Raw genomic sequence first — 23,382 nt, forward strand, 5'->3', positions numbered from 1 at the left:
CGTTCCGGTTCCTCGGTTCCGCCGATCCGGTGGCACGATGGGGGGCATGGCGGCTCCGCAGGTTGCACCGGCGCAGACCCCGGACACCGATGAGGTGCCGGCCTCCGATCGGCCGTGGGTGACGATCGTGTGGGACGACCCGGTCAACCTCATGACGTACGTGACCTGGGTCTTCCAGAAGCTCTTCGGCTACAGCCGGGAGAAGGCCGAGCAGTTGATGCTGGACGTGCACCACAAGGGCAAGGCGGTGGTCTCCAGCGGGGCCCGCGAGCGCATGGAGCACGACGCCTCACAGCTGCACGCCTACGGGCTGTGGGCGACGGTGGACCGCTCGTGAGCATGTTCCGCCGCCGGGGTGACCGGTACGTCGCCACGTTCGCCGTCGACGAGGTACGCGTCCTGCGCAAGGTCGCCTCCGAGGTGGTCGGGCTGCTGACCGACGGGTTCGACCACTCCGACCCGGTCGTGTGCCGGCTCTTCCCCGAGGTCTATCCGGAGGACGCGGCGGGGACGGCGGAGTTCCGCCGCTACACCGAGGGCGACCTGAAGACCGCCAAGATCGATCAGGCCGGGGCGATCCTGGCCGCGCTGCCCGACGACGCCGACGGCGGCGGAGAGGTGCGCCTGGACGCCGAGGCGGCCGAGGCGTGGCTGCGGGCGCTGAACGACGCCCGGTTGGCGATGGGCGTCCGGCTGGAGATTAAGGACGGCACCGATCTGGGGGCGGAACTGGACGATGCGGTCGCCGAGGACCCGTCCTCCAGCCGGGTGTTCCAGCTTTCGGTCTACGCGTATCTCGGTTATCTCCAGGAGTCCCTGCTCAACGCCTTGATCGAGTGACTGTGACCGGCGCGACCTCGCGGTCCTGGGCCGCCGGGCGCTAGTCTTGGCGGCGTGCTGAGCATCGACCGGTCGATCGTCGACGCGATCGTCGCCCACGCTCGTCGGGACCACCCCGACGAGGCCTGCGGCGTGGTCGCCGGCCCGGTCGGCAGTGACACTCCGACCCGGCACATCCCCATGGAGAACGCCGCCCGCTCGATGACGTTCTACGAGTTCGACTCGATGGAGCACCTGCGCGTGTGGCGCGAGATGGACGACCGCGACGAGGAACCGGTCGTGATCTACCACTCGCACACCGCCACCGAGGCGTACCCCTCGCGGACGGACATCTCCTTCGCCGGTGAGCCCGGCGCCCACTATCTGCTCGTCTCCACCCGCGAACCCGACACGGAGGAAATCCGTTCCTTCCGCATCGTGGACGGGGTGGTCACCGAGGAGCCGGTGCGGATCCTCGACGCCGGGGTGGATCCGCACGCCGTGCAGTCGTACATGTTCGGGCAGAGCCCGGCGACGGTCGACTACGAGTGTTCGGGCCGCTGATCCCCGTCAGCACCCGCACACCCTTTCCCGTCACCGAGCACACCCGATCGAGGAGTACGACACATGGCCATCGAGGTTCGCATCCCCACCATCCTGCGCAGCTACACCGGCGGCGCGAAGGTCGTCGAGGGCAGCGGTGACACGCTGGATGACCTGCTCAACGACCTGGACTCCCGGCACGCCGGGCTGCGGGGCCGGCTGGTCACCGAGGCCGGCGCGCTGCACCGCTTCGTCAACGTCTATGTCAACGACGAGGACGTGCGCTTCCTGGGCGCGCTGGACGCCAAGCTGAACGACGGCGACAGCGTCACCATCCTGCCCGCCGTGGCCGGTGGCGCGTTCGGCTTCGCCGCCGCCGCGGCGATCAGCGAGCACCGCGCCGCCGCCGGGCGTCGCGTGCCCGTCGCCGCGAGCTGAGGCGGCCGCGATGACGCGGTACGACAGCCTGCTGGACGCCTGTGGCGGCACGCCCCTGGTGGGGCTGCCCCGACTGTCGCCGACGGTGCCCGACGGGGCGCCGCCGGTGCGGCTGTGGGCCAAGCTTGAGGACCGCAACCCGACCGGCAGCGTCAAGGACCGGGCCGCGCTGTTCATGGTGCGGGCCGCCGAGGAGTCCGGCAAGCTCCGGCCCGGCGACACGATCCTTGAGCCGACCAGCGGCAACACCGGCATCTCGCTGGCCATGGTGGCCAAGCTGCGCGGCTACCGGTTGGTCTGCGTGATGCCGGAGAACGTCTCGACCGAGCGGGTGCAGCTCCTCCGGATGTATGGCGCGGAGATCATCTTCTCGCCGGCGGCGGGCGGCTCCAACCAGGCGGTGGCCACCGCGAAGCAGATCGCCGCCGAGCACCCGGACTGGGTCATGCTGTTCCAGTACGGCAACGAGGCGAACGCCCGGGCGCACTACGAGACGACCGGCCCCGAGCTGCTGCACGACCTGCCCACGATCACCCACTTCGTGGCCGGGCTGGGCACCACCGGCACCTTGATGGGGACCGGACGCTACCTGCGCGAGAAGGTCGAGGGCATCCAGATCGTCGCGGCCGAGCCGCGCTACGGCGAGCTGGTCTACGGCCTGCGCAACATCGACGAGGGGTACGTCCCGGAGCTCTACGACGCGACCGTGCTCAACCGACGGTTCTCCGTCGGCACCCGCGACGCGGTGCTGCGTACCCGGCAGTTGGTGGAGGTGGAAGGTCTGTTCGTCGGCTTCTCCACCGGGGCGGTGCTGCACGCCGCCCTGGCCATGGCACACGAGGCGGTGCGGGACGGCCGCCGTGCCGACGTGGCGTTCGTGGTCAGCGACGGCGGCTGGAAGTACCTCAGCACCGGGGCGTACGGCGGCACACTCGCCGACGCGGAGGACGCCCTGGAGGGGCAGCTCTGGGCCTGAGCCCAGCGACATCGACGAGGGTCATCGGCGTGATGCCGGTGGCCCTCGTCGCGTCGGACGGTCCGGATCGGCCGGTCCGGTAGTCCGGCCTCGATCGGATGGGCGGAACGGGTGTCACGTTGGTGACAACTTCCAGCGGATCATTCTTGCGTTCAGGTGGGCGGGCGTAGGCTGCGCAGCGTGGCGTACGCGTCGGTATTGATCATCTCCGGAGCGGCGACCGGCTCGATCGCTACCTATCGTGACAGCGAGACAACTCGATGCGACTGACCGTCCTGGGCTGCGCGGGCAGCTTCCCCGGACCCGAGTCCCCCTGCTCGGCCTATCTGGTCGAGGCCGAGGACTTCCGGCTTCTGGTGGACTTCGGCCCGGGCTCGTTGTCCACCCTCCAGCGCTACGCCGGGCTGCACGCCCCGGACGCCATCCTCCTGACCCACCTGCACTGCGACCACATCCTCGACGCCGCGTCGTACGTGGTGGTCCGGCGGTACGCCCCGGACGGCCCGTACCCGCCGCTGCCGGTGTACGCCCCGGCCGGTGCGCCGGACCGGCTCGCCGCCGCGTACGGGCAGGAGGACAGCACGGTCGAGGACGTGTACCAGTTCTATGCGTTGCAACCGGGCACCTTCCCGATCGGCCCGTTCACCGTCACCGTCGACCGGGTGCTGCATCCGGTGGAAACGTACGGCGTGCGGTTGGAGCACGGTGGCCGGACGCTCTGCTACTCGTCTGACACCGCCCCCTGTGAGGCGTTGCTGCGGCTGGCCCAGAACGCGGACGCCTTCCTCTGTGAGGCCAGTTACCTGGACGGCGTGGACAATCCGCCCGACCTGCACCTCACCGGCCGCGAGGCGGGCGAGGCGGCGGCCAAGGCCAACGTGGGCCGCCTGCTGCTGACCCACCTGGTGGCTGCCTGGGGCAGCGAGGCGCACACCGTGACGTCGGCGGCGGCGGCGTACAGCGGCCCGCTGGACGTGGTCCGGCCGGGCGCCAGCTACGACATCTGACCCGCCGTCGGGAGCGGACAGCGGCGTTCTCGCCCAGACCCTAGGATCGCGCGGGTGAGCGACCCCTCCGCCGGCCCCGACCCACGCCCTGCCGACCGGCCGGCATCTCCCGCGCCGGGCCGGCCACCGGTCGGGCCGTACCCTCCGACGTTCGCGCCGCATCCGTCAGGAGCCTGGCCACCCCCGCCGGCCCCCGGGCCGTACGGTCCTGCGCCGCGTCCGGGACCGTTCCCGCCGGTACCCGCACCGCGCAGGCGGTCCCACACCGGTCTGGTGGTGGGTCTCCTGGTCGGTGTCGGCGCGTTGCTGCTCCTGCTCTGCTGCTGCGGCGTGTTCACCTACAACGGCTGGTACAAGCCACGCCAACTCCAGGAGCAGCGCGAGGAGATGGTCGAGACGGCCGGCGTTCCCGCCGGGTTCCACCGTGTCGACCTCTCGGCGGGCGACCAGCGGTTCGGCGCGAGCTACCGGCTCGACTGCCGACGCGACAGGTGCCCGGTCGACGTGGCCCAGAGCGTGCAGGCGTTCCTGAGCGACGCCGGCCTGCGCATCACCGTGGACCGGATGCGGGAGTGCCTCGCCGATCCGAACGCCCCCTCCTGCCTGGTGCACACCTGGATCCGGGACGGCTTCGAGATGACCGCGACCATCCTCAACGCGCCGGGCAACCGCTCCGTGGACGGGCACGTGACGGTGACCCTGGTCGTCGGTGGGCACGACTGAGCCGGGTGGACGGCACCCGGGGACGCTCCGATCGGGGCACCGCATAGGGTGCAGGCATGGCGCGACCTGACGGGCGGGAGCCCGACCGACTCCGACCGGTGACCCTGACCCGTGGCTGGAGCAGCCACCCGGAAGGCTCCGTCCTGGTGGAGTTCGGTGCGACCCGGGTGCTCTGCACGGCGAGCGTCACCGAGGGCGTGCCCCGCTGGCGTCGGGGCTCCGGGCTCGGCTGGGTCACCGCCGAGTACGCGATGCTGCCCCGGGCCACCAACACCCGTTCCGACCGGGAGAGCGTCAAGGGGCGGGTCGGTGGGCGTACCCACGAGATCTCCCGGCTGATCGGTCGGAGCCTGCGCGCGGCCATCGACCTCAAGGCCCTCGGCGAGAACTCGATCGTGCTCGACTGCGACGTTCTGCAGGCCGACGGTGGTACCCGGACCGCCGCGATCACCGGCGCGTACGTGGCGCTGCACGACGCGGTGAGCTGGCTCGCCGACCGTAAGGCGCTGGCGGGCAAGCCGGAGAAGGTGATGCACCGGTCGGTGGCGGCGGTCAGCGTCGGCGTGGTGTCCGGCGAGCCGCGCCTGGACCTGTGCTATGACGAGGACGTGGCCGCCGAGGTGGACATGAACGTGGTCTGCACCGGCACCGGGGACTTCGTCGAGGTGCAGGGCACCGGTGAGGCCGGCGTCTTCGCCCGCGAGCAACTGGACGCACTGCTCGACCTGGCCGTCGCCGGCTGTCGGGACCTGGCCGAAGCCCAGCGCGCGGCTCTCCTGTAAGGGCCGTCGCGAACGAGCGTGAGCTTGTGAGCCCCGCAGTCGCGAGGATGAAAGGTGACTCCCGTGAGCGCGAGGAGTGAGCTTGCGAGCCCCGCAGTCGCGAACGAAAGGTGACACCGTGAACAAAGTTCTGCTCGCCACCCGGAACCGCAAGAAGCTCGTCGAGCTACAGCGGATCCTGGACGGTGCACTCGGCGCGCATCGGGTCGCCCTGGTCGGGCTCGACGACGTCGAGGCGTACCCGGAGTTGCCGGAGACCGGGCTGACCTTCGGTGAGAACGCGCTGATCAAGGCGCGGGAAGGCTGTCGGCGTACCGGCCTGCCCACCGTCGCCGACGACTCCGGGCTGGCCGTGGACGCGCTCAACGGCATGCCGGGCGTGTTCAGCGCCCGTTGGGCCGGGCGGCACGGCGAGGACCAGGCGAACCTCCAGCTCGTGCTGGACCAGATCGCCGACGTGCCGGACGAGCATCGGGGCGGTTCCTTCGTCTGCACGATCGCGTTGGTGCTGCCCGGCGGCAAGGAGCACCTCGTGGACGGCCGTCAGGCGGGCCGGGTGCTGCGTGCCCCGCGTGGCGAGGGCGGTTTCGGCTACGACCCGATCTTCCTTGGCGACGGTCAGGACCGCACCAACGCCGAGCTGACCCCGCAGGAGAAGGACGCGGTGAGCCACCGGGGCAAGGCCCTGCGCGAGCTGGCCACCCTGATGGCGAAGGTGCTCCCCGCCGCCGGCTGACCCGCCCCGAGATCGTGATGCGAATCCTTGCTCGGCGCTGACGCACCAAGACCTTGAGGTCGTGGCGCGGGCCAGCCGCGCGGTCAGGGGAGGGGGCCGATCTCGGCCTCGATGGCGGTGCGCAGGTCGGGGCCGGACACCACGGACCGGGCCGCCTCCATCAGCGGGGCGAGGAAGACGTCCGGGCCGGGCGGGCCGACGACTCCGCCGAGGGCGGCGATCGCCGCCCGTCCGGCCGGGGACGGCGTCAGCGGGGCCCGGAGCTGGAGTCCGCGTACCGCGGCGAGCAACTCCACCGCGAGCAGGCTGGTCAGGTTGTCCAGGACGGTCCGCAGTTTCTTGGTCGCGGCCCAGCCCATCGAGACGTGGTCCTCCTGCATGCCGCTGGTGGGCAGCGAGTCCACCGAGGCGGGCGCGGCCAGCCGTCGGTTCTCCGCCACGATCCCGGCCGCCGTGTACTGGGCGATCATCAGCCCCGAGTTGACGCCTGCGTCGGGGGAGAGGAACGCGGGCAGCTCCCGCGACCGGGTCACGTCGAGCAGCCGGTCCACCCGACGTTCGGAGATCGCGCCCACCTCGGACGCGGCGATGGCCAGGTAGTCCGCCGCGAAGCCCAGCGGGGCGCCGTGGAAGTTCCCGGTCGACTCGACCCGTCCGTCCGGCAGCACCACCGGGTTGTCCACCACGGAGACCAGTTCCCGGTCGGCGACCGTCCGGACGAAGTCCAGGGTGTCCCGGGCCGCTCCGGCGACCTGGGGTGCGCAGCGCATCGAGTAGGCGTCCTGGACCGCGTGAGCCAGGTCGTCGCGGTGCGAGTCCATCACCGCCGAGTCCTGCAACAGCCGGTGGATGTTCGCCGCCGAGACGCCCTGCCCGGGATGCGGGCGGATGGCGTGCAGCTCCGGCCGGAACGGCCGCTCCGAGCCGAGCATCGCCTCGATCGCCAGGGCGGCGGTCACGTCGGCCATGGTGAACAGGTGCGCCGCGTCGCGGATGGCCAGCAGCAGCATGCCGAGCATGCCGTCGGTGCCGTTGATCAGCGCCAGGCCCTCCTTGGCGGCCAGCTCCACCGGAGCGAGACCGGCCTGCCGCAACGCGTCGGCGGCGGGCCGCCGCTCACCGGCCGGGCCGAGCACCCACCCCTCGCCGAGCAGCACCAGCGCGCAGTGCGCCAGCGGTGCCAGGTCGCCGGAGGCACCCAGCGAGCCGTGCTCCGGCACCCACGGTGTCACGTCGTGGTTGAGCAGGTCGACCAGGGCCTCGGCGACCAGCGGCCGTACCCCGGAGTGGCCCAGCGCCAGCGAACGGACCCGCAGCAGCATCATCGCCCGCACCACCTCGCGGGGCATCGCCGCGCCCACCCCCGCCGCGTGCGAGCGGATCAGCGCGTGCTGGAGTTCGGCACGCCGCTCGGGAGCGACGAACGTGTTGGCGAGCGCGCCGAAACCGGTGGAGACGCCGTACACGGGGCGGCCGGCGGCCTCGATGCCGTCCACGATGGACCTGCTGGTGGCCATCGCGGCGAGCGTTGCCGGGGCGAGCACGACGGTGGCGGCACCGCGCGCCACGGCGAGCACGTCGGCGGGGGTGACCCCGGTGGGTTCGATGGTGACGGTCATCGTGGCACTCCGTTGCGCAGGACCTGGCGGATGAGGGGTACACCCGGCCGGTAGGCCAGGTGCAGGTGGGACGGGGCGTCGAGGATCATCAGGTCGGCTCGGGCGCCAGGCCGCAGCACGCCGACGTCGGTGCGGCGCAACGCCCGCGCGCCGCCCGCGGTGGCGGCCCACACCGCCTCCGCCGGGGTCATCCGCATCTCGCGGACGGCCAACGCGACACAGAACGGCATCGACGACGTGTACGACGAACCGGGGTTGCAGTCGGTGGCGAGGGCGACGGTGACCCCGGCGTCGAGCAGCCGACGCGCGTCCGGATACGGCGACCGGGTGGAGAACTCGGCACCCGGCAGCAGCGTGGCGACCGTGCCGCCCTCGCTGGCCGCCAGCGCGTCCACGTCGGCGTCGTCCAGGTGCGTGCAGTGGTCCACACTGGCCGCGCCGAGTTCCACCCCGAGGCGTACGCCCGGGCCGGGGCCGAGTTGGTTGGCGTGCACCCGGACGCCCAGACCGGCCGCCTGCCCGCAGGTCAGGATCGCCCGCGCGTGGTCGGCGTCGAACGCGCCCCGCTCGCAGAACACGTCGATCCAGCGGGCGTACGGCGCGGCGGCGGCCAGCATCGGCCCGCAGACCAACCCCACGTACTCGTCGGGCCGGTCGGCGTACTCGGTCGGCACCACGTGCGCGCCGAGGAACGTGGTCTCCTCGGTCACCTCGGCGGCGATCCGCACCGAGCGGGCCTCGTCGGCGACGGTGAGGCCGTACCCACTCTTGATCTCGATCGTGGTGGTGCCCTGCCGCAACGCCTCGTCGTGCAGTCGGCGCACGGTGGCGCGGAGCTGCCCGTCGGTGGCTGACCGGGTGGCGCCCACCGTGGTCCGGATGCCGCCACCGGTGTACGGCTGCCCGGCCATCCGGGCCGCGAACTCCGTCGCCCGGTCCCCGGCGAAGACCAGGTGCGCGTGACTGTCCACGAACCCGGGCAGCACCGCCGCGCCGTCGGCGTCGATCCGCCGGTCCGCGGCCGGGGCGTCGGCGGCCGGACCGACCCAGACCACCTCGCCCGCCTCGACCAGCAGGGCGGCCCGTCGACGGATGCCCAACGGCCCGCCCTCGCCCGCGCCGGGCACGTTGGTGACCAGCTCGCCGATGTTGTCCACCAGCAGGCTGCCCGCGCGCACGTCCGGCTTACTCCGCACCGGTCACCTCCGCGATGGCCGAGGCCAGCTCGCGGGGGACGTCGACGCGGACGTGCCGCCCGTCGCGGACCAGCACCCGGCCGTCGACCACCACCTGGGTCACGTCGGCGGCGCTCGCCGCGAACCAGACGCCCGCCGGGACCACCCCGGCCGTGCGTACGCTGTCCAGCCGCACCGTGACCAGGTCGGCCCGGTCACCCACCGCGAGCCGACCGGCGTCGGTCCAGCCCAGCGCCGCGTGCCCGGCCTCGGTGGCGGCGGTGAGCAGCTCGGCCGGGGCGAAGTGGCCGCGCCGACGGGTCCGCAGCCGCTCGTCGAGTTCCATCGCGCGGGCCTCCTCGAACGGGTCGATCACGGCGTGACTGTCGCTGCCCAGGCTCAGCGGGATCCCCGCGTCGGCCATCCGGCGGGCCGGTCCGAGGCCGTCGGCGAGGTCGCGTTCGGTGGTCGGGCAGAGACACACCCCGGTCCGGCTCTCCCCGAGCAGGGCCACGTCGGCGCTGGTCGGATGGGTGGCGTGCACCGCCGTGACGGCCGCTCCCAGCACACCGTGCTCGGCCAGCAACCCGGTCGGGGTCAGCCCGTGCACGGCTCGGCAGGCGTCGTTCTCGGCGGGCTGCTCCGACAGGTGCACGTGCAGTGGCGCGTCCCGCTGTCGTGCCCAGTCGGCCACCGTGGCGAGTTGGTCGGCCGGGACGGCCCGGACCGAGTGCACGGCCGCGCCGACGCGGGCGCGGTCCCGGTCGGTGGTGAGCGCGGCGGCCCGTTCCGCCCACCGCCGCGCGTCACCGTCGCCGAAGCGCTGCTGCGGCCCGACCAGCGGCGCACCGTCCACACCGGCGGTCAGGTAGCAGGTGTCCAGCAGCGTCAGCCGGATCCCGGCCTGCGCCGCCGCCTCGACCAGCGCCGTGCCCATCGCGTTCGGGTCGGCGTACGGGGTGCCGCCCGGACCGTGGTGCAGGTAGTGGAACTCGCCGACGCAGGTGATCCCGGCCAGCGCCATCTCGGCGTACACCGCGCGGGCCAGCGCCAGGTACGTGTCCGGGTCCAGGCGACCGGTCACCGCGTACATCTGGTCGCGCCAGCTCCAGAAGTCGCCGCGCCCGCCGTGGGTCCGGCCGCGCAGCGCCCGGTGGAACGCGTGCGAGTGGGCGTTCGCCAACCCGGGCAGCGTCAACCCGGGCAGCCGCACCGCGTCGGCCAGCACGTCCACGCCCGCGTCCGGGTCGCCGCCGGGCGTCAACGGCGTCACGCCGGTGATCCGGTCGTTGACCGTCTCGATCAGCACGTCCGGGGTCGGCTCGGCGTGTGCGGGCAGCCACGCGTACTCGGCGAGCCAGCGGGTGGCGGTCATCCGGCATCCTCCGCGTCGCGCCGGACCGCCTGCGTCAGTTCCGCCAGCACCGTGGCCAGGGCGGTCACCCCGGCCGCGCAGTCGGCGTCGGTGGCCGACTCGGCGGGGGAGTGCGACACCCCGGTCGGGTTGCGGACGAAGAGCATCGCGGTCGGTACGTGCGCCGCCAGCACCCCCGCGTCGTGTCCGGCCCCGGTCGGCAGCACCGGCGCGGCCAGCAGCCCGGCCAGCCGGTCGGCCAGCCCGCCGTCGAAGGCCACCAGTGGCGTCGCCGACTCCTCGGTCAGGGTCACCTCGGTGCCGTCCCGTCGGGCCCGTTCGGTGGCCTTGGCGCGTACCGCCTCGACCAGCCCGGCGAGCGTCTCCGGCTCGGCGGCCCGGGCGTCCAGCCACCCGGTCACCCGGGACGGGATCGCGTTGGTGGCGTTGGGCTCCACGGTCACCCGACCCACGGTGGCGTGCGCGTCGCGCAGCCGGGCCTCCTTGTTCGCCGCGAGCACGGTGAACGCGTACGTCAACATGGGGTCGCGGCGGTCGGCCATCCGGGTCGTACCGGCGTGGTTTCCCTCGCCGGTGACGTCGAAGCGCCAACGGCCGTGCGGCCAGATGGCGCTGGCCACCGCGACCGGCGCGCCCCGGTCGACGAGCGCGCGGCCCTGCTCGACGTGCAGCTCCACGAAGGCCGCGAACCGGCCCAGCAACGCCGGATCGGCGCCCGCCGGACGGTGTCCCAGCGCCTCGGCGAAGCTCACCCCGGACGCGTCCCGCAACGCGCCCGCCCGCTCGGCGCTGATCTGCCCGGTGAGCAGCCGCGAGCCCAGGCAGGGTACGCCGAAGCGGGCACCCTCCTCCTCGACGAAGGCGGCGACGACCAGGGGACGGGCCGGGGTGACCCCGGCCGCCCGCAACTCGTCCACGGCGAGCCAGGCGCTGACGATGCCCAGCGGCCCGTCGTACGCCCCGCCGTGCGGCACCGAGTCGAAGTGGCTGCCGGTCAGCACCGCGCCACCGGCGTCCGGGTCACCCCACCAGGCGAAGAGGTTGCCGTTGCCGTCCTGGGCCACCGGCATGCCCCGGGCGTCGGCCTGCTCCCGGAACCACGCCCGCAGGCGCAGTTCCGGCGCGGTGAGCGCGTAGCGCAGGTAGCCGCCGCTGTCCGCGTCCCGCCCGACCGGCGCGATCTCGTCCCACAGTTCCCGGAACCTGAAAGGAAGGGACCCTTCCTCTACCGTATGCGTTAGCAAGGGACCCCTCCTCACTCGGAACCGGACATCGGAACGCGGACGCCGGTACGTTCGGCGACCTCGCGGGCCGCGTCGTAGCCGGCGTCGACGTGCCGGATCACCCCCATCGCCGGGTCGTTGGTGAGCACCCGCTCGATCTTCTGCCCGGCCAGCGCGGTGCCGTCGGCCACGCAGACCTGACCGGCGTGGATGGACCGCCCGATGCCCACGCCGCCGCCGTGGTGGATGGAGACCCAGGACGCCCCGCTGGCGGTGTTGACCAGCGCGTTCAGCAGCGGCCAGTCGGCGATCGCGTCGGAGCCGTCGGCCATCGCCTCGGTCTCCCGGTACGGGCTGGCCACGCTGCCGCAGTCCAGGTGGTCCCGCCCGATCACCACCGGGGCGCTTAGCTCACCGGCGGCGACCATCTCGTTGAACCGTACGCCCGCGACGTCCCGTTCGCCGTAGCCGAGCCAGCAGATCCGTGCCGGCAGGCCCTGGAAGGCGACCCGCTCACCGGCCATCCGGATCCACCGGGCCAGCGGCTCGTTCTCCGGGAACAGCTCCAGGATCGCCCGGTCGGTGGCGGCGATGTCGGCCGGGTCGCCGGAGAGCGCCGCCCACCGGAACGGCCCCTTGCCCTCACAGAACAACGGCCGGATGTACGCGGGCACGAAGCCCGGGAAGTCGAAGGCACGCTGGTACCCGCCGAGCTGAGCCTCGCCCCGGATCGAGTTGCCGTAGTCGAAGACCTCCGCACCGGCGTCCAGGAAGCCCACCATCGCCTCGACGTGCTTCGCCATCGACGCCCGGGCCCGGTCGGTGAACTCGGCCGGCGTGGCCGCCGCGTAGTCCCGGGCGTCGTCCGGCTCCACCCCCTCCGGCAGGTACGACAGCGGATCGTGGGCGCTGGTCTGGTCGGTGACCACGTCGACCGGTACGCCCCGGCGCAACAGCGCGGGGAAGACCGTTGCGGCGTTGCCGACCACGCCGACGCTGAGCGCACGACGGTCCCGCTTCGCCGCCAGCACCCGCTCGACCGCGTCGTCCAGGTCGTCGGCGATCTCGTCCAGGTACCGGTCGTGCACCCGCCGTTCCAGCCGGGTGCGGTCCACGTCAACGATCAGGCAGGCGCCGCCGTTCATGGTGACCGCCAGGGGCTGGGCCCCGCCCATCCCGCCGCACCCGCCGGTCAGCGTCAGGGTGCCCGCGAGGGTGCCGCCGAACCGTTTCTCGGCCACTGCCGCGAAGGTCTCGTACGTGCCCTGGAGGATGCCCTGGGTGCCGATGTAGATCCACGAACCGGCGGTCATCTGCCCGTACATGGTCAGGCCGAGCTGCTCCAGCCGACGGAACTCCGGCCAGGTGGCCCAGTCGCCGACCAGGTTGGAGTTGGCCAGCAGCACCCGGGGCGCCCACTCGTGGGTCCGCAGCACCCCGACCGGCCGGCCCGACTGCACCAGCATCGTCTCGTCGTCGCGCAGGTCGGTCAGCGTACGCACGAGGGCGTGGTATGACGGCCAGTCCCGGGCGGCCTTGCCGGTGCCGCCGTAGACGACCAGGTCGTCGGGGCGCTCGGCCACCTCCGGGTCGAGATTGTTCATCAGCATCCGCAGCGCGGCCTCCTGCGGCCAGCCACGGGCGGTGCGCTCGGTGCCGCGCGCGGCCCGGATGTGTCCGGGCGTGGTCGACGTGGATCGCGTCATTGCGGAACTCCTCCTAACCGAGGAACAACTGACGACGGGTGGCCGAGGCTTCGAACGCCTCCAGCCGCCGCTGGGTCTCGGCCGGCGCGGCGTCGCAGATCGCCTGGAGCAGCACCATGGCCAGGGTCATCGGAGCGGTGTGCAGGTCGAACACGAGCTGCGCGCCGACCGCCGCGGCCAGCACCACGTCGGCGTGCTCGGTCGCCGGGCTGACCGGCGAGTCGGTGATCGCGACCACGGTCAGCCCGGCGGCCCGGGCCTCGCCCAGCGCGTCCAGGGTCTCCCGGGGATAACGAGGCAGCACGAACGCCAGCAGCGCGCCGGCACCGGCCTCGGCCGCCTGTTCCAGCCGGTCGGTGAGGAGGCTGCCCCCGTCGTCGAGGACCCGCACGTCCGGGTGCACCTTGGCGGCGAAGTACGCGAAGTACGCGGCCAGCGGCGCGGCGGCGCGCAGGCCGAGCACGGGCAGCGGACGGCTGGCGGCGAGCAACCGCCCGGTCTCGGCGACGCGCTCCCGGTCGGCGAGCTGCTCGGCCAGCCGGTCGAGGTTGCCGATCTCGGCGCGTACCGCCTGCTGGAGCTCGTTGCCGGCGGTGGTCGGACCGGGCGCGGCGGCGGTCAGCTCGCGCAGCCGGCGACGCAGCGCCGGATAACCGTCGTGGCCGAGCGCCACCGCGAACCGGGTGACCGACGGCTGGCTGACCCCGGCCAACTCGGCGACCTCGGCGGCGGAGAGGTAGCCGACGGAGGGCGCGTGCTGCACCAGGCAGTGCGCGATGCGCCGCTGCGTCGGGGTCAGCCGCACCCCGTCGAAGAGGCCGACCACCCGCTCGGTCGACCCGACGGTGGCTCCGTCATTCATTTGCTGACTCTATGCATGAAAACTTTCACGAAGCAACCCTGCCGTTTCCGCAACCGGTCGTGACCTGCGGGTTCGAGTCGGGCGAGGCGAGCTCACGACCGGCGGGCAGGGCGAGGTGCGGCGGGTCGATAGGATCCGCACGGCGGTCGACTAGAGGAGTTGTCATGCAGCCGGACGGCCCCTACCGGTACACCCATCTGCTCGGCGGGTCACCGGTCGGCAAAGCGTGGGCGGCCGTGGACGGGCAGGGACGCTTCGTGACGGTGGCGGTGCTGGACACCGCGGTGGCAGCCAGCCCGGGTTGGCGCGAGGCGTTCGCCGGGATCGCGAACAACCTCGCGCAGACCCCAGGCGGTCAGCCCTTCACCTACGCGGACTTCTCGGCCGCCGCTCCCTGGGTCGCCTACTCGGCCGAGGCGGGCCCGGCTGCGGAGAAGCTGTTCCGGGCACTCGGCGTCGACTATCAACCCGTGCCCACCCCAGCCGCACCCGTCTCCGGTCCTCCCCAGCCGGTCTCCGGCGGGCCTCAGCAGGTCTCCGGCCCGCCTCAGCCCGTCTCGGGTATACCGCAATCGGTCTCCGGTCCGCCGCAACCGACCTCCGGTGCTCCCCACCCTGTTTCGGGTGCTTCCCAACCGACCTCCGGTGCGCCGCAGCCGCCGATCAGCCCGATCCCGAGCCAGCCGGTCTACGCGGACCCGGTCTCGGGCGCGCCGACGTCGCCCGGCTTCGGATCGTCCTTCGAGGAGCCGGCGCGCGACCCGTTCACCGCCCCGGCCCGTCGCATCCAGCCCTCCGCGCCGCCGAAGCGGCGAACCGGGCTCTGGGTGTCGCTGGCCGCGCTCGTGGTGGTGGCGGCGCTCGGCTCCGGTGTGACCGTCTGGGCGCTCACCGGCGACGATCCGGAAGGTCCGCAGGCCCCGCCCACTCTTGGGGCGCCTTCCGGATCCGTCGCCACCGCTGCTCCGGTGAACCCGGGGATGCGGCCGTGGGCGCAGGTCGCGCCGTACAGCGCCGAGGAACGCGCGCTGGCGATCGCCGCACCCTCTCTCGTCTTCGTCGAGACGGTCGTCACGGGCGTGCTGCGGGAGACGAAGTCCAACACCCCGCTCAGCGCCACGCCGGTGACCTTCAAGCGCCGATGCAGCGGATTCGTGGTGAATCCTGACGGGCACGTGGTGACCAACGGACAGTGCGTGCAACCGGCGGCCGATGCGGCGCGGGAACGCGCGCTCTACACATTGGGGCGCATCCTCGTCGAGCAGAAGCAACTGGCCGGCGGCGAGCTCGACCAGTACGTCCGCACCCGGATGGCGACCACCGTCTTCACGGGCGACGAGCCGGGCAGCGAGCCCACCACCCAGCTCTACGGGCAGCTCAACGTGGCACGCGGCGATCTGACCGCGAGCCCTGCGGTGCCAGGACAGGTGGTACGCGTACTCCCGGCGGACGACGGCAACCTTGCCCTCGTCAAGCTCGCGGAGGGCGGCCTGCCCGCCGTGCAACTGAGCGAGGCGGCGGTACCCGAGCAGGGAGCCACCCTGCTGGTGCTGGGCTACCGCACCACCGACACCGACTTCCGAGCCGCGACGTACACGGCCGAGGCTCGGGCCGTCCAGGTATCCGGCACCGCCAGGCAGGGCGGCGTCACGGCCGCCCGGATCAACGACGACCTCGGCATCTACTCGCATGGCGGCATCGGGGTAGACACCAACGGGCACGTCGTGGGTGTGCTGGACAACGATCGGGCGGCCAACGGTGGTGCGAACCGCGCGTTGTTGCCGGTGTCCGTGGTGACCGACCTGCTCAGCGCGGCAGGGACCTCGAACGAACTCGCTTCGGCCGACCGAACGTACCGGAGCGGGCTCGACGCCTTCTTCGGTGGTCGCAACAGCGAGGCGATCGCCCGGTTCGACGAGGTCGCGCAGTCGTCGCCGAGCAACCTGGTGGCACAGGCGTACCGGCAGAACGCCATCGACCGGAGCCGGCTGGAAGGCGGTTCGTCGGAGTCGTCTAACTGGTCGACCATCCTGCTCGCGGGGCTGGCCGGAGCGGTGCTGGTCGGGCTGGCGGTCGGGGCGGTCGTGCTGCTGCGCCGACGACGCTGACCGGCGCAGTGATCTCCGGGGGCTGTCAGCGGGTGGAGTTGTCGCGTCCCCACCCGTCGGCGGGGTGGCGACGGGCCCGTGCCGCAGCGGTCAGAGTGATCGTGACGTAGGCGACGGCGGCCGGGGCGAGCCATGGCCGGGGCAGCACCACGTCCCGCAGCCACGAGGACGGCACCGATGCCCGGACACCTCCATGGCTCGCGCGTAGCAGGTTGTTGCCGGCGCGTACCCGGGCCAGCGTCCGGACCAGGTCCCGAGTACGCCGAGGTGCCTGCACGAAGCTGGTCGCCGTCGTCACCTCGCGCTTCTCCGCCGACGTGAAGTGCGAGTCAAGATACAGGTCGTCGGCGATCTGTGACGGGAATCGGTCGAAGCGTCGACGGCCCGCCTCCGACAGTGCGATCGCGCCACGACCGAACAGGGCGTCGGAGAAGATCGGCAGCCGGGTGTTGATCGCGTAATAGGCGCGTACCGCGAGCGGCCGGCTGGTGGTGACCATCGCGCGCCGAGGCATCACCGCGAGCGGGGGTCGTTCGCCGGTGGTGAGCACGGCGGCCATCTCGCGGAGCGCGCCCGGGGTCAGCACGACGTCCGCGTCGAGATATACCCGGGGGAAGCAGCGGGCCAGACCGTCGCCCACGTTCAGGGCGTTGGCCTTGCTGGCCTCGGCGACCTCAATTACCCGGGTACCGGGGCGCTCGCCCGCCACGCGGGCGGTGTCGTCGGTGCAGCCGTTGGCGACCACCACGATGTCGAGATCGCCGGCGGTGTCGTCGGCGAGCAGCGCATCCAGGCATCCGCCGATGACACGGGCCTCGTTGTGGGCGGCGATGACCACGCTGATGGTCGGCGCTTCACGGGCTGTCACACCAGTTCCGTCCTTGCTGGCTGGCCGGGCAGGGGACCGGTGGCGAGCCTGCCCTGGCCGGGCGGGTCGGTGCCGACGATCGACGATCTGGCCACCCGGCGCTACAGCTTGCCGCAGGCGGGAGGCCGGACGCAAGGCCGTGATCGCCGTTCCGGGCCCCCGTCCAGTTGGTGGCGTTCGGGACACCGCCCGGGACGTCTGCGCTGATATCGTCCTCGTGTTTTCCGGGGCCGGGGGCGGCGACTGACCAGAATGGGACGTCGACGGGGCAGCTTTCCGTCTCACTGCCGCGGGCGGGAACTGATGGGAGACGCACCCGCGATGGAAACAGTGACCACCTCGGCCCGTAGGCCGTGGTTCGGGCAGCCCGGGCAGGATTCGGCGATGCGCGGCCCGCAGCGGATCGCACGTCATCTGGTGACCGCCGCTCTGGTGCTGCTCGCGGTGAAGCCGCTGCTCGACATCGGTGAGGGCGGCGGTGACGGGCTGGACGTCGGTGTCCTGCTGTCCGCTCTTGGCGCCGGGTTGATGATCGGCGCACTCTGCCTCTTCCTGCTCGGCGTCCGACGGCTGCCGCCGCGTCCGTTACTGCTGATGGCGGCGGGTCTGGTCGTGCTGCTGATCCTCTCGGCGATCAGCTACCTGGCGGTGCCGGCCCGATCGGATCTCCTGGAGTTGTTCGACGTCCGGCGTCATGCCATCTACGGGCCGGGCCAGGTTCCGGCCTCGGCCATCCCGGCCGAAGCGATGCGGATGGTGGTCGGCTTCGCCCCGCTTGCCCTTATCGCCCTGATGGTGTTGCGGAGGGACTGGTTTCCGGTCCGCCGCCTCGGCCTCGTCGCGGGCGTCGTGGTCCTCGGTGCGGTCGTCCACTCCGTACTCGCCTGGCTCCAGGTCGCCGGTGTGATGCCGTACTCCTTTTTCTTCGAGCTGGCGGACTACCAGAAGATCGGCCGGGCCTCCGGTGGCTACTTCCACCCGATGTCCCTCGGCCGGCTGCTGATGTTCGCGGTCTTCCTCGTCTACGTCCTCGGCCGGCGGATGCGGGTGCCGACCGCCGTGCAGTACGCCTTGATCGTGCTGTTCGTCGCGACCGGGGTCGTCTCGCTGCACCGTTTCACGATCCTCTGCCTGGGGCTGATCGTCGCCGCGTTCGAGCTCCAGCGGCTCCGTGGGCTGTTGGCCGCGCGCAGGCGCGGGCATCGGGTCGACCGGCGTGCGGTGGCGGGAGTCGGTGGTGCGGCGATCGCCGCTGCGGCGGTGGTCGCGGTGTTGTGGGGGGAGACCGTCTGGCACCGGGCCGAGGTCGTGCTCACCGAGGTCGGCTCGCTCGACGTACGGTCCGACACCTTCATGCACGGCCGGGGCGCGATCTGGAACGACACGATGGGGATCCTCGGACGCGCCGGGTGGGACGTCTGGCTCGCCGGATTCGGCTACGAGCCCTGGGACATGCACAACGACGTCCTGCGACTCCTCGTGGTCTGGGGCGTCGTCGGGGTGGTGGTGACCGCCGCGCTGCTGGTGGGGCTCTACCGTTTCGTCGGGGCGCGCGTCCAGCGGTCGCACCGAGTGGCGTTGGCGGTGCTGTTCGGTGCTCTCGTCGTCTTCGGGCTCACCCAGAAGCCCCTGGCCTATCCGTACTTCCTCTGGCTGTTCCTCTTCGGGCAGATGGTCCTGCTCGCCGCCGCCGACGAGCCGACGGAGCCAGCCGATCGGCACGACGAGACATCCGAGGTGGGTCTGCGGTGACCTCGTCGTCCCCGGCGCCGATACGCCGCACGGATGCCAGCGACTCCCGCCAGATGGCCGTGCCACGGCAAGGGAGGCAGGAGACGCTCGATCGGGTGGACGAATCGACGGTGCGTCCCACCTTCACCGTCTGCATCGTGGTGCGCGACCGGGCGGACCTGCTGGTCAAGGCGGTACGCAGTGTCCTGGCGAATACCTACCGAGAGTTCGAGCTGATCGTCGTCGACGACGGTTCGCAGGTGCCGGTCACCGAGGTGCTGGCCGAGGCAGACCTGACCATGGACGAGCGGGTACGCGTGGTGACCCAGCCGCCTTCAGGTATCGCCGAGGCCCGCAACCACGGCCTGCGCATCGCCACCGGCCGGTATCTCACCGTGCTCGACTCCGACGACGAGTTGACCGAGGACGCGCTCGACCGGTTGTACCACCTGCTCTCCGACACCGACAGCAGGTGGGTGTACGCCGACTACACCGAGTTCGACCGCGGCTCGTCCCGACTGATCCGACTACCCGAGTACGCCTCGTCCCGGCGGATGCTGCTCGGCGTGCTCACCCGTCCACGACTGCCGTTCAAGCACTCCGGCACCACCATCGACCGGCGACTTCTGGAGCAGATCGGTGGCTACGACGAGAGCTTCCGCCTCTTCGAGGACATCGAGCTGGTGCTGCGTGCCCTCAAGTCCGGGGTACATCCCCGTCACCTGAGTCACCCCATCGTGCGATTCCACCGACACGACGGCAACGTGACCCGGGGCCGGTTGAGCGGCCTGGTCTTCTGGTTCCGGCTGATCGACATGTACCGTCCGGTGCGGTGGCCCGGCGTGGCGCTGTCGATCAAGACGCTGCGGACCATGAGCGAGACGGGCAAGTGGCTTGTCACCCGTGGCCGCTGAGCAGCGTACCGGCGGTCCGGAGCGCCCGGCGGGCGGAGGTAACCGGCTGACCCGGATGCTCCTCCAACTCGGCATGCTGGGACTGAGCCAGGTCGGTGTCACACTGGCCGCGTTCAGCACCCAGGTACTCCTGGCCCGGAGCCTGCCGCAGGCCGACTTCGGCACGTTCAGCGCGGCGTTGGCGACGATGTCCCTGGCCGCACCGCTGGTGGTGTTCGGCGTCTCCGAGCTGTGGTTGCAGCGATTCGGTCGGGAAGGGCTGCGCGCCCGGCGTTGGCTGCGTCCGTCGCTGCGTCTGGTAGGCGCCGGCACGGCCGTAGCCGTTGCCGTCACCGGGGTGTGGAGCGTCGCCGAATGGCCTGACATCACGGCGGCCTCGGTGCGCGCCCTGCTGGTGAGCGTGCTGGTCGCGCAGGCCGGCCTGATGCTGGTCGCCTCCGTTCAACAGTTGGGCGGTGACTACCGAGGTCTCTCCCTACTCCAGGTCGCGCCGCACCTCGGTCGGCTCGGCGTGGTGCTCGCCGTCGGTATGGCGGGACTGTCCGTGGTCGTGGTGGCCCTCGGCTACGCAGTCGTGGCGGTACTCACCGTCGCGGCCTGTGTCGTCGTGATACGTCCCTTCCTGAGCGGCGCCATGCCGCTCGAAGGTCACGCGGCCACCGACGACCGGACTTTCGCCGAGGTGCCGACGAAACGGGTGGCCGCCGCCGCCACCCCCTTCGTCCTCGGCAATGTCTTCTACCTGATGGGCATCTACCTCGGAACGATCGTCGCCGCCGAGGCGCTGGGACCGGAGGCGGCTGCCGTGCTGAGCGTGCCGATGGCGGTGCTGACGGCCGCCTATCTGGTGCCGAGGGTCGTCTACCAGCAGTACTTTCTGGCGAAACTGCACCGCTGGTCGCACGGGGACCGCGACGCGATGCTGCTGGCGTACCGTTTCGGCGTGCCCGGCATGGTCGCGCTCGGCCTGCTGGTGGCCGGGGTGGTCGGTCTCGGTGGGCAGGCGCTGCCACGCCTGCTCGGGCCCGGGTACGGCGAGGCAGCGGTGGTGCTCGCACTGCTCGCCGTGGCCATTCCCTTCCGATTTGGCGGGGCTGCCGCCGCAGCCCTGCTCACCAGCGGCGGCCTGCTCCGACGCAAGGTCATTCTTCAGGGCATGGGGGCGCTCGTGCTGGTGGCCGGTCTCGCCGTCGCCACCCCCCTGTGGGGGGTACGCGGTACCGCCCTCGCCACGGTTGTGGCCGAAGTCGTCCTGGCCATGCTGTTCTGGGTGGCGGTCCGCCGCACAGTGGTTGCCGGGGCGGCCTTGCCGTCGTGGCACGATCTGAGGCAGCGGCTGACGAGGGGAGGCCCGCGTGAGTCCTGAGCCGAACGCCGTCGCCGGACGCCCGTTGGTGGTGGGCTACTACGGCATGGAGAACGTCGGTGACAACGCCTTCTGCGTGGTGACGGAGTGGGCCACCCGGACTTACTGGGGCAGTAGAAGCCCGGTCTTCGCCGCGCCACCCATGGTCGACCTACCGGCCACGAGCACCGGCATGAACCCCCGCTGGTACCGGTCGCGCAGTGTGCCGGACCGGGTGGGCTGGGTAGCGAACAAGGCGGTGCTGCTGCGTCGCTCGTCGATGGTGGTCTTCGGTGGTGGATCGGTCTTCCGGGACATGGGTCCGTTGAGCGAGAAGCGACTCTTCTCGCTATTCTCTCGACTCTCGGGGCATCCGATGGCGGCGGTCGGAGTGTCCGTCGGGCCGTTCCTCTCCTCGGCAGCCGAACGCCGGCTGATCGAGGTTCTCCGGCAGGTCGACTTCATCGGAGTGCGGGACCGCGCCTCCGCGCAGATTCTTGAACGCGCCGGCTATCCGGGCGTGCTGGTGACCGCGGGCGATCTCGCCGGACTTCTACCCGAGGCACTCGGCGAGACGATGCCGTCCCGCTCGCCCGGTTGGTCGGGTGCCCGCGCCCGGCTCGGTGTCACGCTGCTCGGCGTCGACTACGAGGCCGCTGCCACGGAGGTACGCCGCAGGGAGGACGCCCTCGTCGGCGGCGTCGTCGACCTGGTACGCAAGGAGCCGGTGGACGTCACCGTCTTCGCCTTCAACACCCATCCCGAGCACGGTGACGAGCGAGTCAGCGAGCGGCTGCGAGCCGCCCTCGACGGGCTGTGTGACGTCCGTGTGGTGACTGCCCGCGACGGGGTACGGGCCTGCTGGGACGAGATGAAGCGCTGCGACCTCGGCCTGCACATGCGGCTACACGGTGCGGTCTTCGCGTACCTCGCCGGAGTCCCGTTCACGCTGGTGCCGTACCAACAGAAGTGTGACGACTTCCTGGACGAGATCGGTCAACCGGCGTCTTTCCGGCTCGACCGGGTGCCACAGGACCCGATCGAGGTGACCCGGATGCTGGCCAGGCTGCTGCACGACGACGCGGTGCCGCGACTGTCCCAGGAGGAGTTCGCGGAGCGGGCCCGGCAGAACTTCACACGGGCACCCTGGGCACTCCCCGGACCGGATCGTCCATGACCGACCTACTCTCTGGCAGACGACACGTCGTCGCGGCGGACCGGACGGCAGTGCCGTCCGGCGTCCGTGGTGACGCGCGCCGTCGACGACGTCTCGGCCTGATAGTCGCCGCCGTCCTGGTGCTCGTGCTCGTGGTGACCGGCTTGGCGGTCGTCGCCGGCGACGGTGTCGAGGACGAGCCGAGGGCCGGGGCACCCCCGCCGTCGGCCCCGGCCGCGCCCGATCGCCCGACACTTCGTGAACTGATGCCGTCCGGAGTACGAATCGGTTCGGCGGTCGACGGTCGGCCGCTGAGCCTCGATCCGGCCTACCGGGCCCTGCTCGGCACCGAGTTCAACGCGGTTACCACCGAGAACGCGATGAAGTGGCGCAGCTTGGAGCCGTCCGAGGGGGTGTACGTCTGGGCCGGCGCCGACCAACTCGTCGAGTTCGCCGAGCAGCACGATCAGGAGGTGTACGGCCACACCCTCGTCTGGCACAGCGATGTGCCGACGTGGGTGTCGCCGCAATGGCCGGCCGAACGCGTCCGGTCCGCCCTCAAGGACCACGTGACCGAGGTCGTGTCGCGGTATCGGGGGCGGGTCTGGGCGTGGGACGTGGTCAACGAGGTACTGGACGAGGACGGTTCCCTGCGCGACACGCTGTGGCTGCGCAAGCTCGGGCCCGGTTACATCGCGGACGCCTTCCGGTGGGCGCACGCGGCGGATCCCGGTGCCCGCCTGTTCATCAACGACTACGGTGTCGAGGGCCGATCCCGGAAGGCCGACGCGTTGCTGAAGCTGGTCGGGGAGCTGCGGCGGGACGGCGTACCGGTGGACGGCGTGGGGTTCCAGAGTCATCTGCCGTGGGACGCACCGCCGCCGGATCTCACCGCGAACCTGCGACGCTTCGCTGACCTGGGCGTGTCGGTGGCGATCACGGAACTCGACGTGCGGATCGAACTGCCGGTCACCCCGGCCAAGTTGAAGCGGCAGGCCGAGGTCTATCGGGACGTGTTGCGGTCCTGTCTGGCCCTCTCCGCCTGCGTCTCCTTCACCGTGTGGGGCTTCACCGACGCGCGGAGCTGGATTCCCGGCTACCACCGGGGCTACGGGGCGGCCTGCCTGTTCGACGAGGACCTGCGACCCAAACCGGCGTACTCGGCGTTGGCCGACGAGCTCGGTCGGCTGACCAGGCCGACAGCGGCCCCTGCCGAGACACCGTGAACCTTCGTCCACCGTGCACCGTACGGTGGGGCACTCGTGGCATTCGTTAT

22 protein-coding genes are annotated in these 23,382 nt (G+C 71.8%); 15 read left to right on the plus strand and 7 right to left on the minus strand.

Annotation, left to right across the window (positions count from 1 at the left end; all coding sequences use genetic code 11):
* Nucleotides 1-46 precede the first annotated feature (46 nt).
* From clpS to rdgB, 9 genes are all read left to right on the plus strand, one after another.
* Nucleotides 47-337 carry an ATP-dependent Clp protease adapter ClpS gene (clpS, locus tag ACZ31C_RS24030; protein ID WP_131052082.1) on the plus strand — a complete coding sequence of 97 codons (291 nt, stop codon included), beginning with the start codon at nucleotides 47-49 and terminating at the stop codon, nucleotides 335-337.
* 2 nt (nucleotides 338-339) lie between these two features.
* Nucleotides 340-840 (plus strand): DUF2017 domain-containing protein, encoded by a 501-nt coding sequence (locus ACZ31C_RS24035; RefSeq protein ID WP_396741438.1) that lies wholly within the window; start codon nucleotides 340-342, stop codon nucleotides 838-840.
* A gap of 54 nt (nucleotides 841-894) precedes the next feature.
* A complete protein-coding gene (locus tag ACZ31C_RS24040; protein ID WP_093401918.1) occupies nucleotides 895-1,383 on the plus strand; it encodes a M67 family metallopeptidase in 489 nt (162 codons plus the stop codon).
* 63 nt (nucleotides 1,384-1,446) lie between these two features.
* Nucleotides 1,447-1,800 (plus strand): MoaD family protein, encoded by a 354-nt coding sequence (locus ACZ31C_RS24045; protein ID WP_465797174.1) that lies wholly within the window; start codon nucleotides 1,447-1,449, stop codon nucleotides 1,798-1,800.
* Nucleotides 1,801-1,810: 10 nt separating this feature from the next.
* The gene (locus ACZ31C_RS24050) at nucleotides 1,811-2,776 is read left to right on the plus strand and encodes a PLP-dependent cysteine synthase family protein (RefSeq protein ID WP_350693373.1); all 966 of its coding nucleotides are present in this window, start codon (nucleotides 1,811-1,813) and stop codon (nucleotides 2,774-2,776) included.
* Nucleotides 2,777-3,036: 260 nt separating this feature from the next.
* Nucleotides 3,037-3,783 (plus strand): MBL fold metallo-hydrolase, encoded by a 747-nt coding sequence (locus ACZ31C_RS24055; RefSeq protein WP_350693374.1) that lies wholly within the window; start codon nucleotides 3,037-3,039, stop codon nucleotides 3,781-3,783.
* Nucleotides 3,784-4,056: 273 nt separating this feature from the next.
* Nucleotides 4,057-4,506: a hypothetical protein gene (locus ACZ31C_RS24060; RefSeq protein ID WP_465797175.1), complete on the plus strand. Its 450-nt coding sequence runs from the start codon at nucleotides 4,057-4,059 to the stop codon at nucleotides 4,504-4,506.
* A gap of 56 nt (nucleotides 4,507-4,562) precedes the next feature.
* Complete coding sequence (gene rph / locus ACZ31C_RS24065; RefSeq protein WP_449947514.1) at nucleotides 4,563-5,288, plus strand: ribonuclease PH; 726 nt, start codon at nucleotides 4,563-4,565, stop codon at nucleotides 5,286-5,288.
* Nucleotides 5,289-5,406: 118 nt separating this feature from the next.
* On the plus strand, nucleotides 5,407-6,024 hold the full coding sequence (rdgB, locus tag ACZ31C_RS24070; protein WP_396740180.1) for an RdgB/HAM1 family non-canonical purine NTP pyrophosphatase: 618 nt from the start codon (nucleotides 5,407-5,409) through the stop codon (nucleotides 6,022-6,024).
* Nucleotides 6,025-6,107: 83 nt separating this feature from the next.
* Here rdgB and hutH read toward each other — a convergent pair whose 3' ends face one another.
* Genes hutH through ACZ31C_RS24100 form a run of 6 tightly spaced genes read right to left on the minus strand, consistent with a single transcriptional unit; the run spans nucleotide 6,108 to nucleotide 13,984 of the window.
* A complete protein-coding gene (hutH, locus tag ACZ31C_RS24075; protein ID WP_465797176.1) occupies nucleotides 6,108-7,643 on the minus strand; it encodes a histidine ammonia-lyase in 1,536 nt (511 codons plus the stop codon).
* On the minus strand, nucleotides 7,640-8,821 hold the full coding sequence (hutI, locus tag ACZ31C_RS24080; protein ID WP_465797217.1) for an imidazolonepropionase: 1,182 nt from the start codon (nucleotides 8,819-8,821) through the stop codon (nucleotides 7,640-7,642). The genes hutH and hutI overlap by 4 nt, the downstream gene beginning before the upstream one ends.
* A 7-nt stretch (nucleotides 8,822-8,828) precedes the next feature.
* Nucleotides 8,829-10,193: a formimidoylglutamate deiminase gene (locus ACZ31C_RS24085; protein ID WP_465797177.1), complete on the minus strand. Its 1,365-nt coding sequence runs from the start codon at nucleotides 10,191-10,193 to the stop codon at nucleotides 8,829-8,831.
* Nucleotides 10,190-11,437 carry an allantoate amidohydrolase gene (locus ACZ31C_RS24090; RefSeq protein WP_465797178.1) on the minus strand — a complete coding sequence of 416 codons (1,248 nt, stop codon included), beginning with the start codon at nucleotides 11,435-11,437 and terminating at the stop codon, nucleotides 10,190-10,192. The genes ACZ31C_RS24085 and ACZ31C_RS24090 overlap by 4 nt, the downstream gene beginning before the upstream one ends.
* An 11-nt stretch (nucleotides 11,438-11,448) precedes the next feature.
* Nucleotides 11,449-13,122: a urocanate hydratase gene (gene hutU, locus ACZ31C_RS24095; RefSeq protein WP_465797179.1), complete on the minus strand. Its 1,674-nt coding sequence runs from the start codon at nucleotides 13,120-13,122 to the stop codon at nucleotides 11,449-11,451.
* 13 nt (nucleotides 13,123-13,135) lie between these two features.
* On the minus strand, nucleotides 13,136-13,984 hold the full coding sequence (locus tag ACZ31C_RS24100; protein WP_465797180.1) for a MurR/RpiR family transcriptional regulator: 849 nt from the start codon (nucleotides 13,982-13,984) through the stop codon (nucleotides 13,136-13,138).
* 164 nt (nucleotides 13,985-14,148) lie between these two features.
* Here ACZ31C_RS24100 and ACZ31C_RS24105 point away from each other — a divergent pair, with 164 nt between their 5' ends.
* Nucleotides 14,149-16,092 (plus strand): trypsin-like peptidase domain-containing protein, encoded by a 1,944-nt coding sequence (locus tag ACZ31C_RS24105; protein ID WP_465797181.1) that lies wholly within the window; start codon nucleotides 14,149-14,151, stop codon nucleotides 16,090-16,092.
* A gap of 25 nt (nucleotides 16,093-16,117) precedes the next feature.
* Here ACZ31C_RS24105 and ACZ31C_RS24110 read toward each other — a convergent pair whose 3' ends face one another.
* A complete protein-coding gene (locus ACZ31C_RS24110; RefSeq protein ID WP_465797182.1) occupies nucleotides 16,118-16,960 on the minus strand; it encodes a glycosyltransferase family 2 protein in 843 nt (280 codons plus the stop codon).
* Between the two features lie 384 nt (nucleotides 16,961-17,344).
* Between ACZ31C_RS24110 and ACZ31C_RS24115 the strand changes: the two genes are divergently transcribed.
* The 5 genes from ACZ31C_RS24115 (at nucleotide 17,345) to ACZ31C_RS24135 (ending at nucleotide 23,332) form a co-directional block, all read left to right on the plus strand.
* Nucleotides 17,345-18,712: a hypothetical protein gene (locus tag ACZ31C_RS24115; protein ID WP_465797183.1), complete on the plus strand. Its 1,368-nt coding sequence runs from the start codon at nucleotides 17,345-17,347 to the stop codon at nucleotides 18,710-18,712.
* A 95-nt stretch (nucleotides 18,713-18,807) separates the two neighbouring features.
* Nucleotides 18,808-19,605, plus strand: a complete 798-nt coding sequence (locus ACZ31C_RS24120; RefSeq protein WP_396740164.1) for a glycosyltransferase — start codon at nucleotides 18,808-18,810, stop codon at nucleotides 19,603-19,605.
* Complete coding sequence (locus tag ACZ31C_RS24125; protein WP_465797184.1) at nucleotides 19,595-20,971, plus strand: lipopolysaccharide biosynthesis protein; 1,377 nt, start codon at nucleotides 19,595-19,597, stop codon at nucleotides 20,969-20,971. The genes ACZ31C_RS24120 and ACZ31C_RS24125 overlap by 11 nt, the downstream gene beginning before the upstream one ends.
* Nucleotides 20,961-22,127 carry a polysaccharide pyruvyl transferase family protein gene (locus tag ACZ31C_RS24130; protein ID WP_465797185.1) on the plus strand — a complete coding sequence of 389 codons (1,167 nt, stop codon included), beginning with the start codon at nucleotides 20,961-20,963 and terminating at the stop codon, nucleotides 22,125-22,127. Before ACZ31C_RS24125 ends, ACZ31C_RS24130 begins: the two co-directional genes overlap by 11 nt.
* Complete coding sequence (locus ACZ31C_RS24135) at nucleotides 22,124-23,332, plus strand: endo-1,4-beta-xylanase (protein ID WP_465797186.1); 1,209 nt, start codon at nucleotides 22,124-22,126, stop codon at nucleotides 23,330-23,332. The genes ACZ31C_RS24130 and ACZ31C_RS24135 overlap by 4 nt, the downstream gene beginning before the upstream one ends.
* Nucleotides 23,333-23,382: the final 50 nt, after the last annotated feature.

This window comes from Micromonospora sp. NPDC023869, from assembly GCF_055559695.1.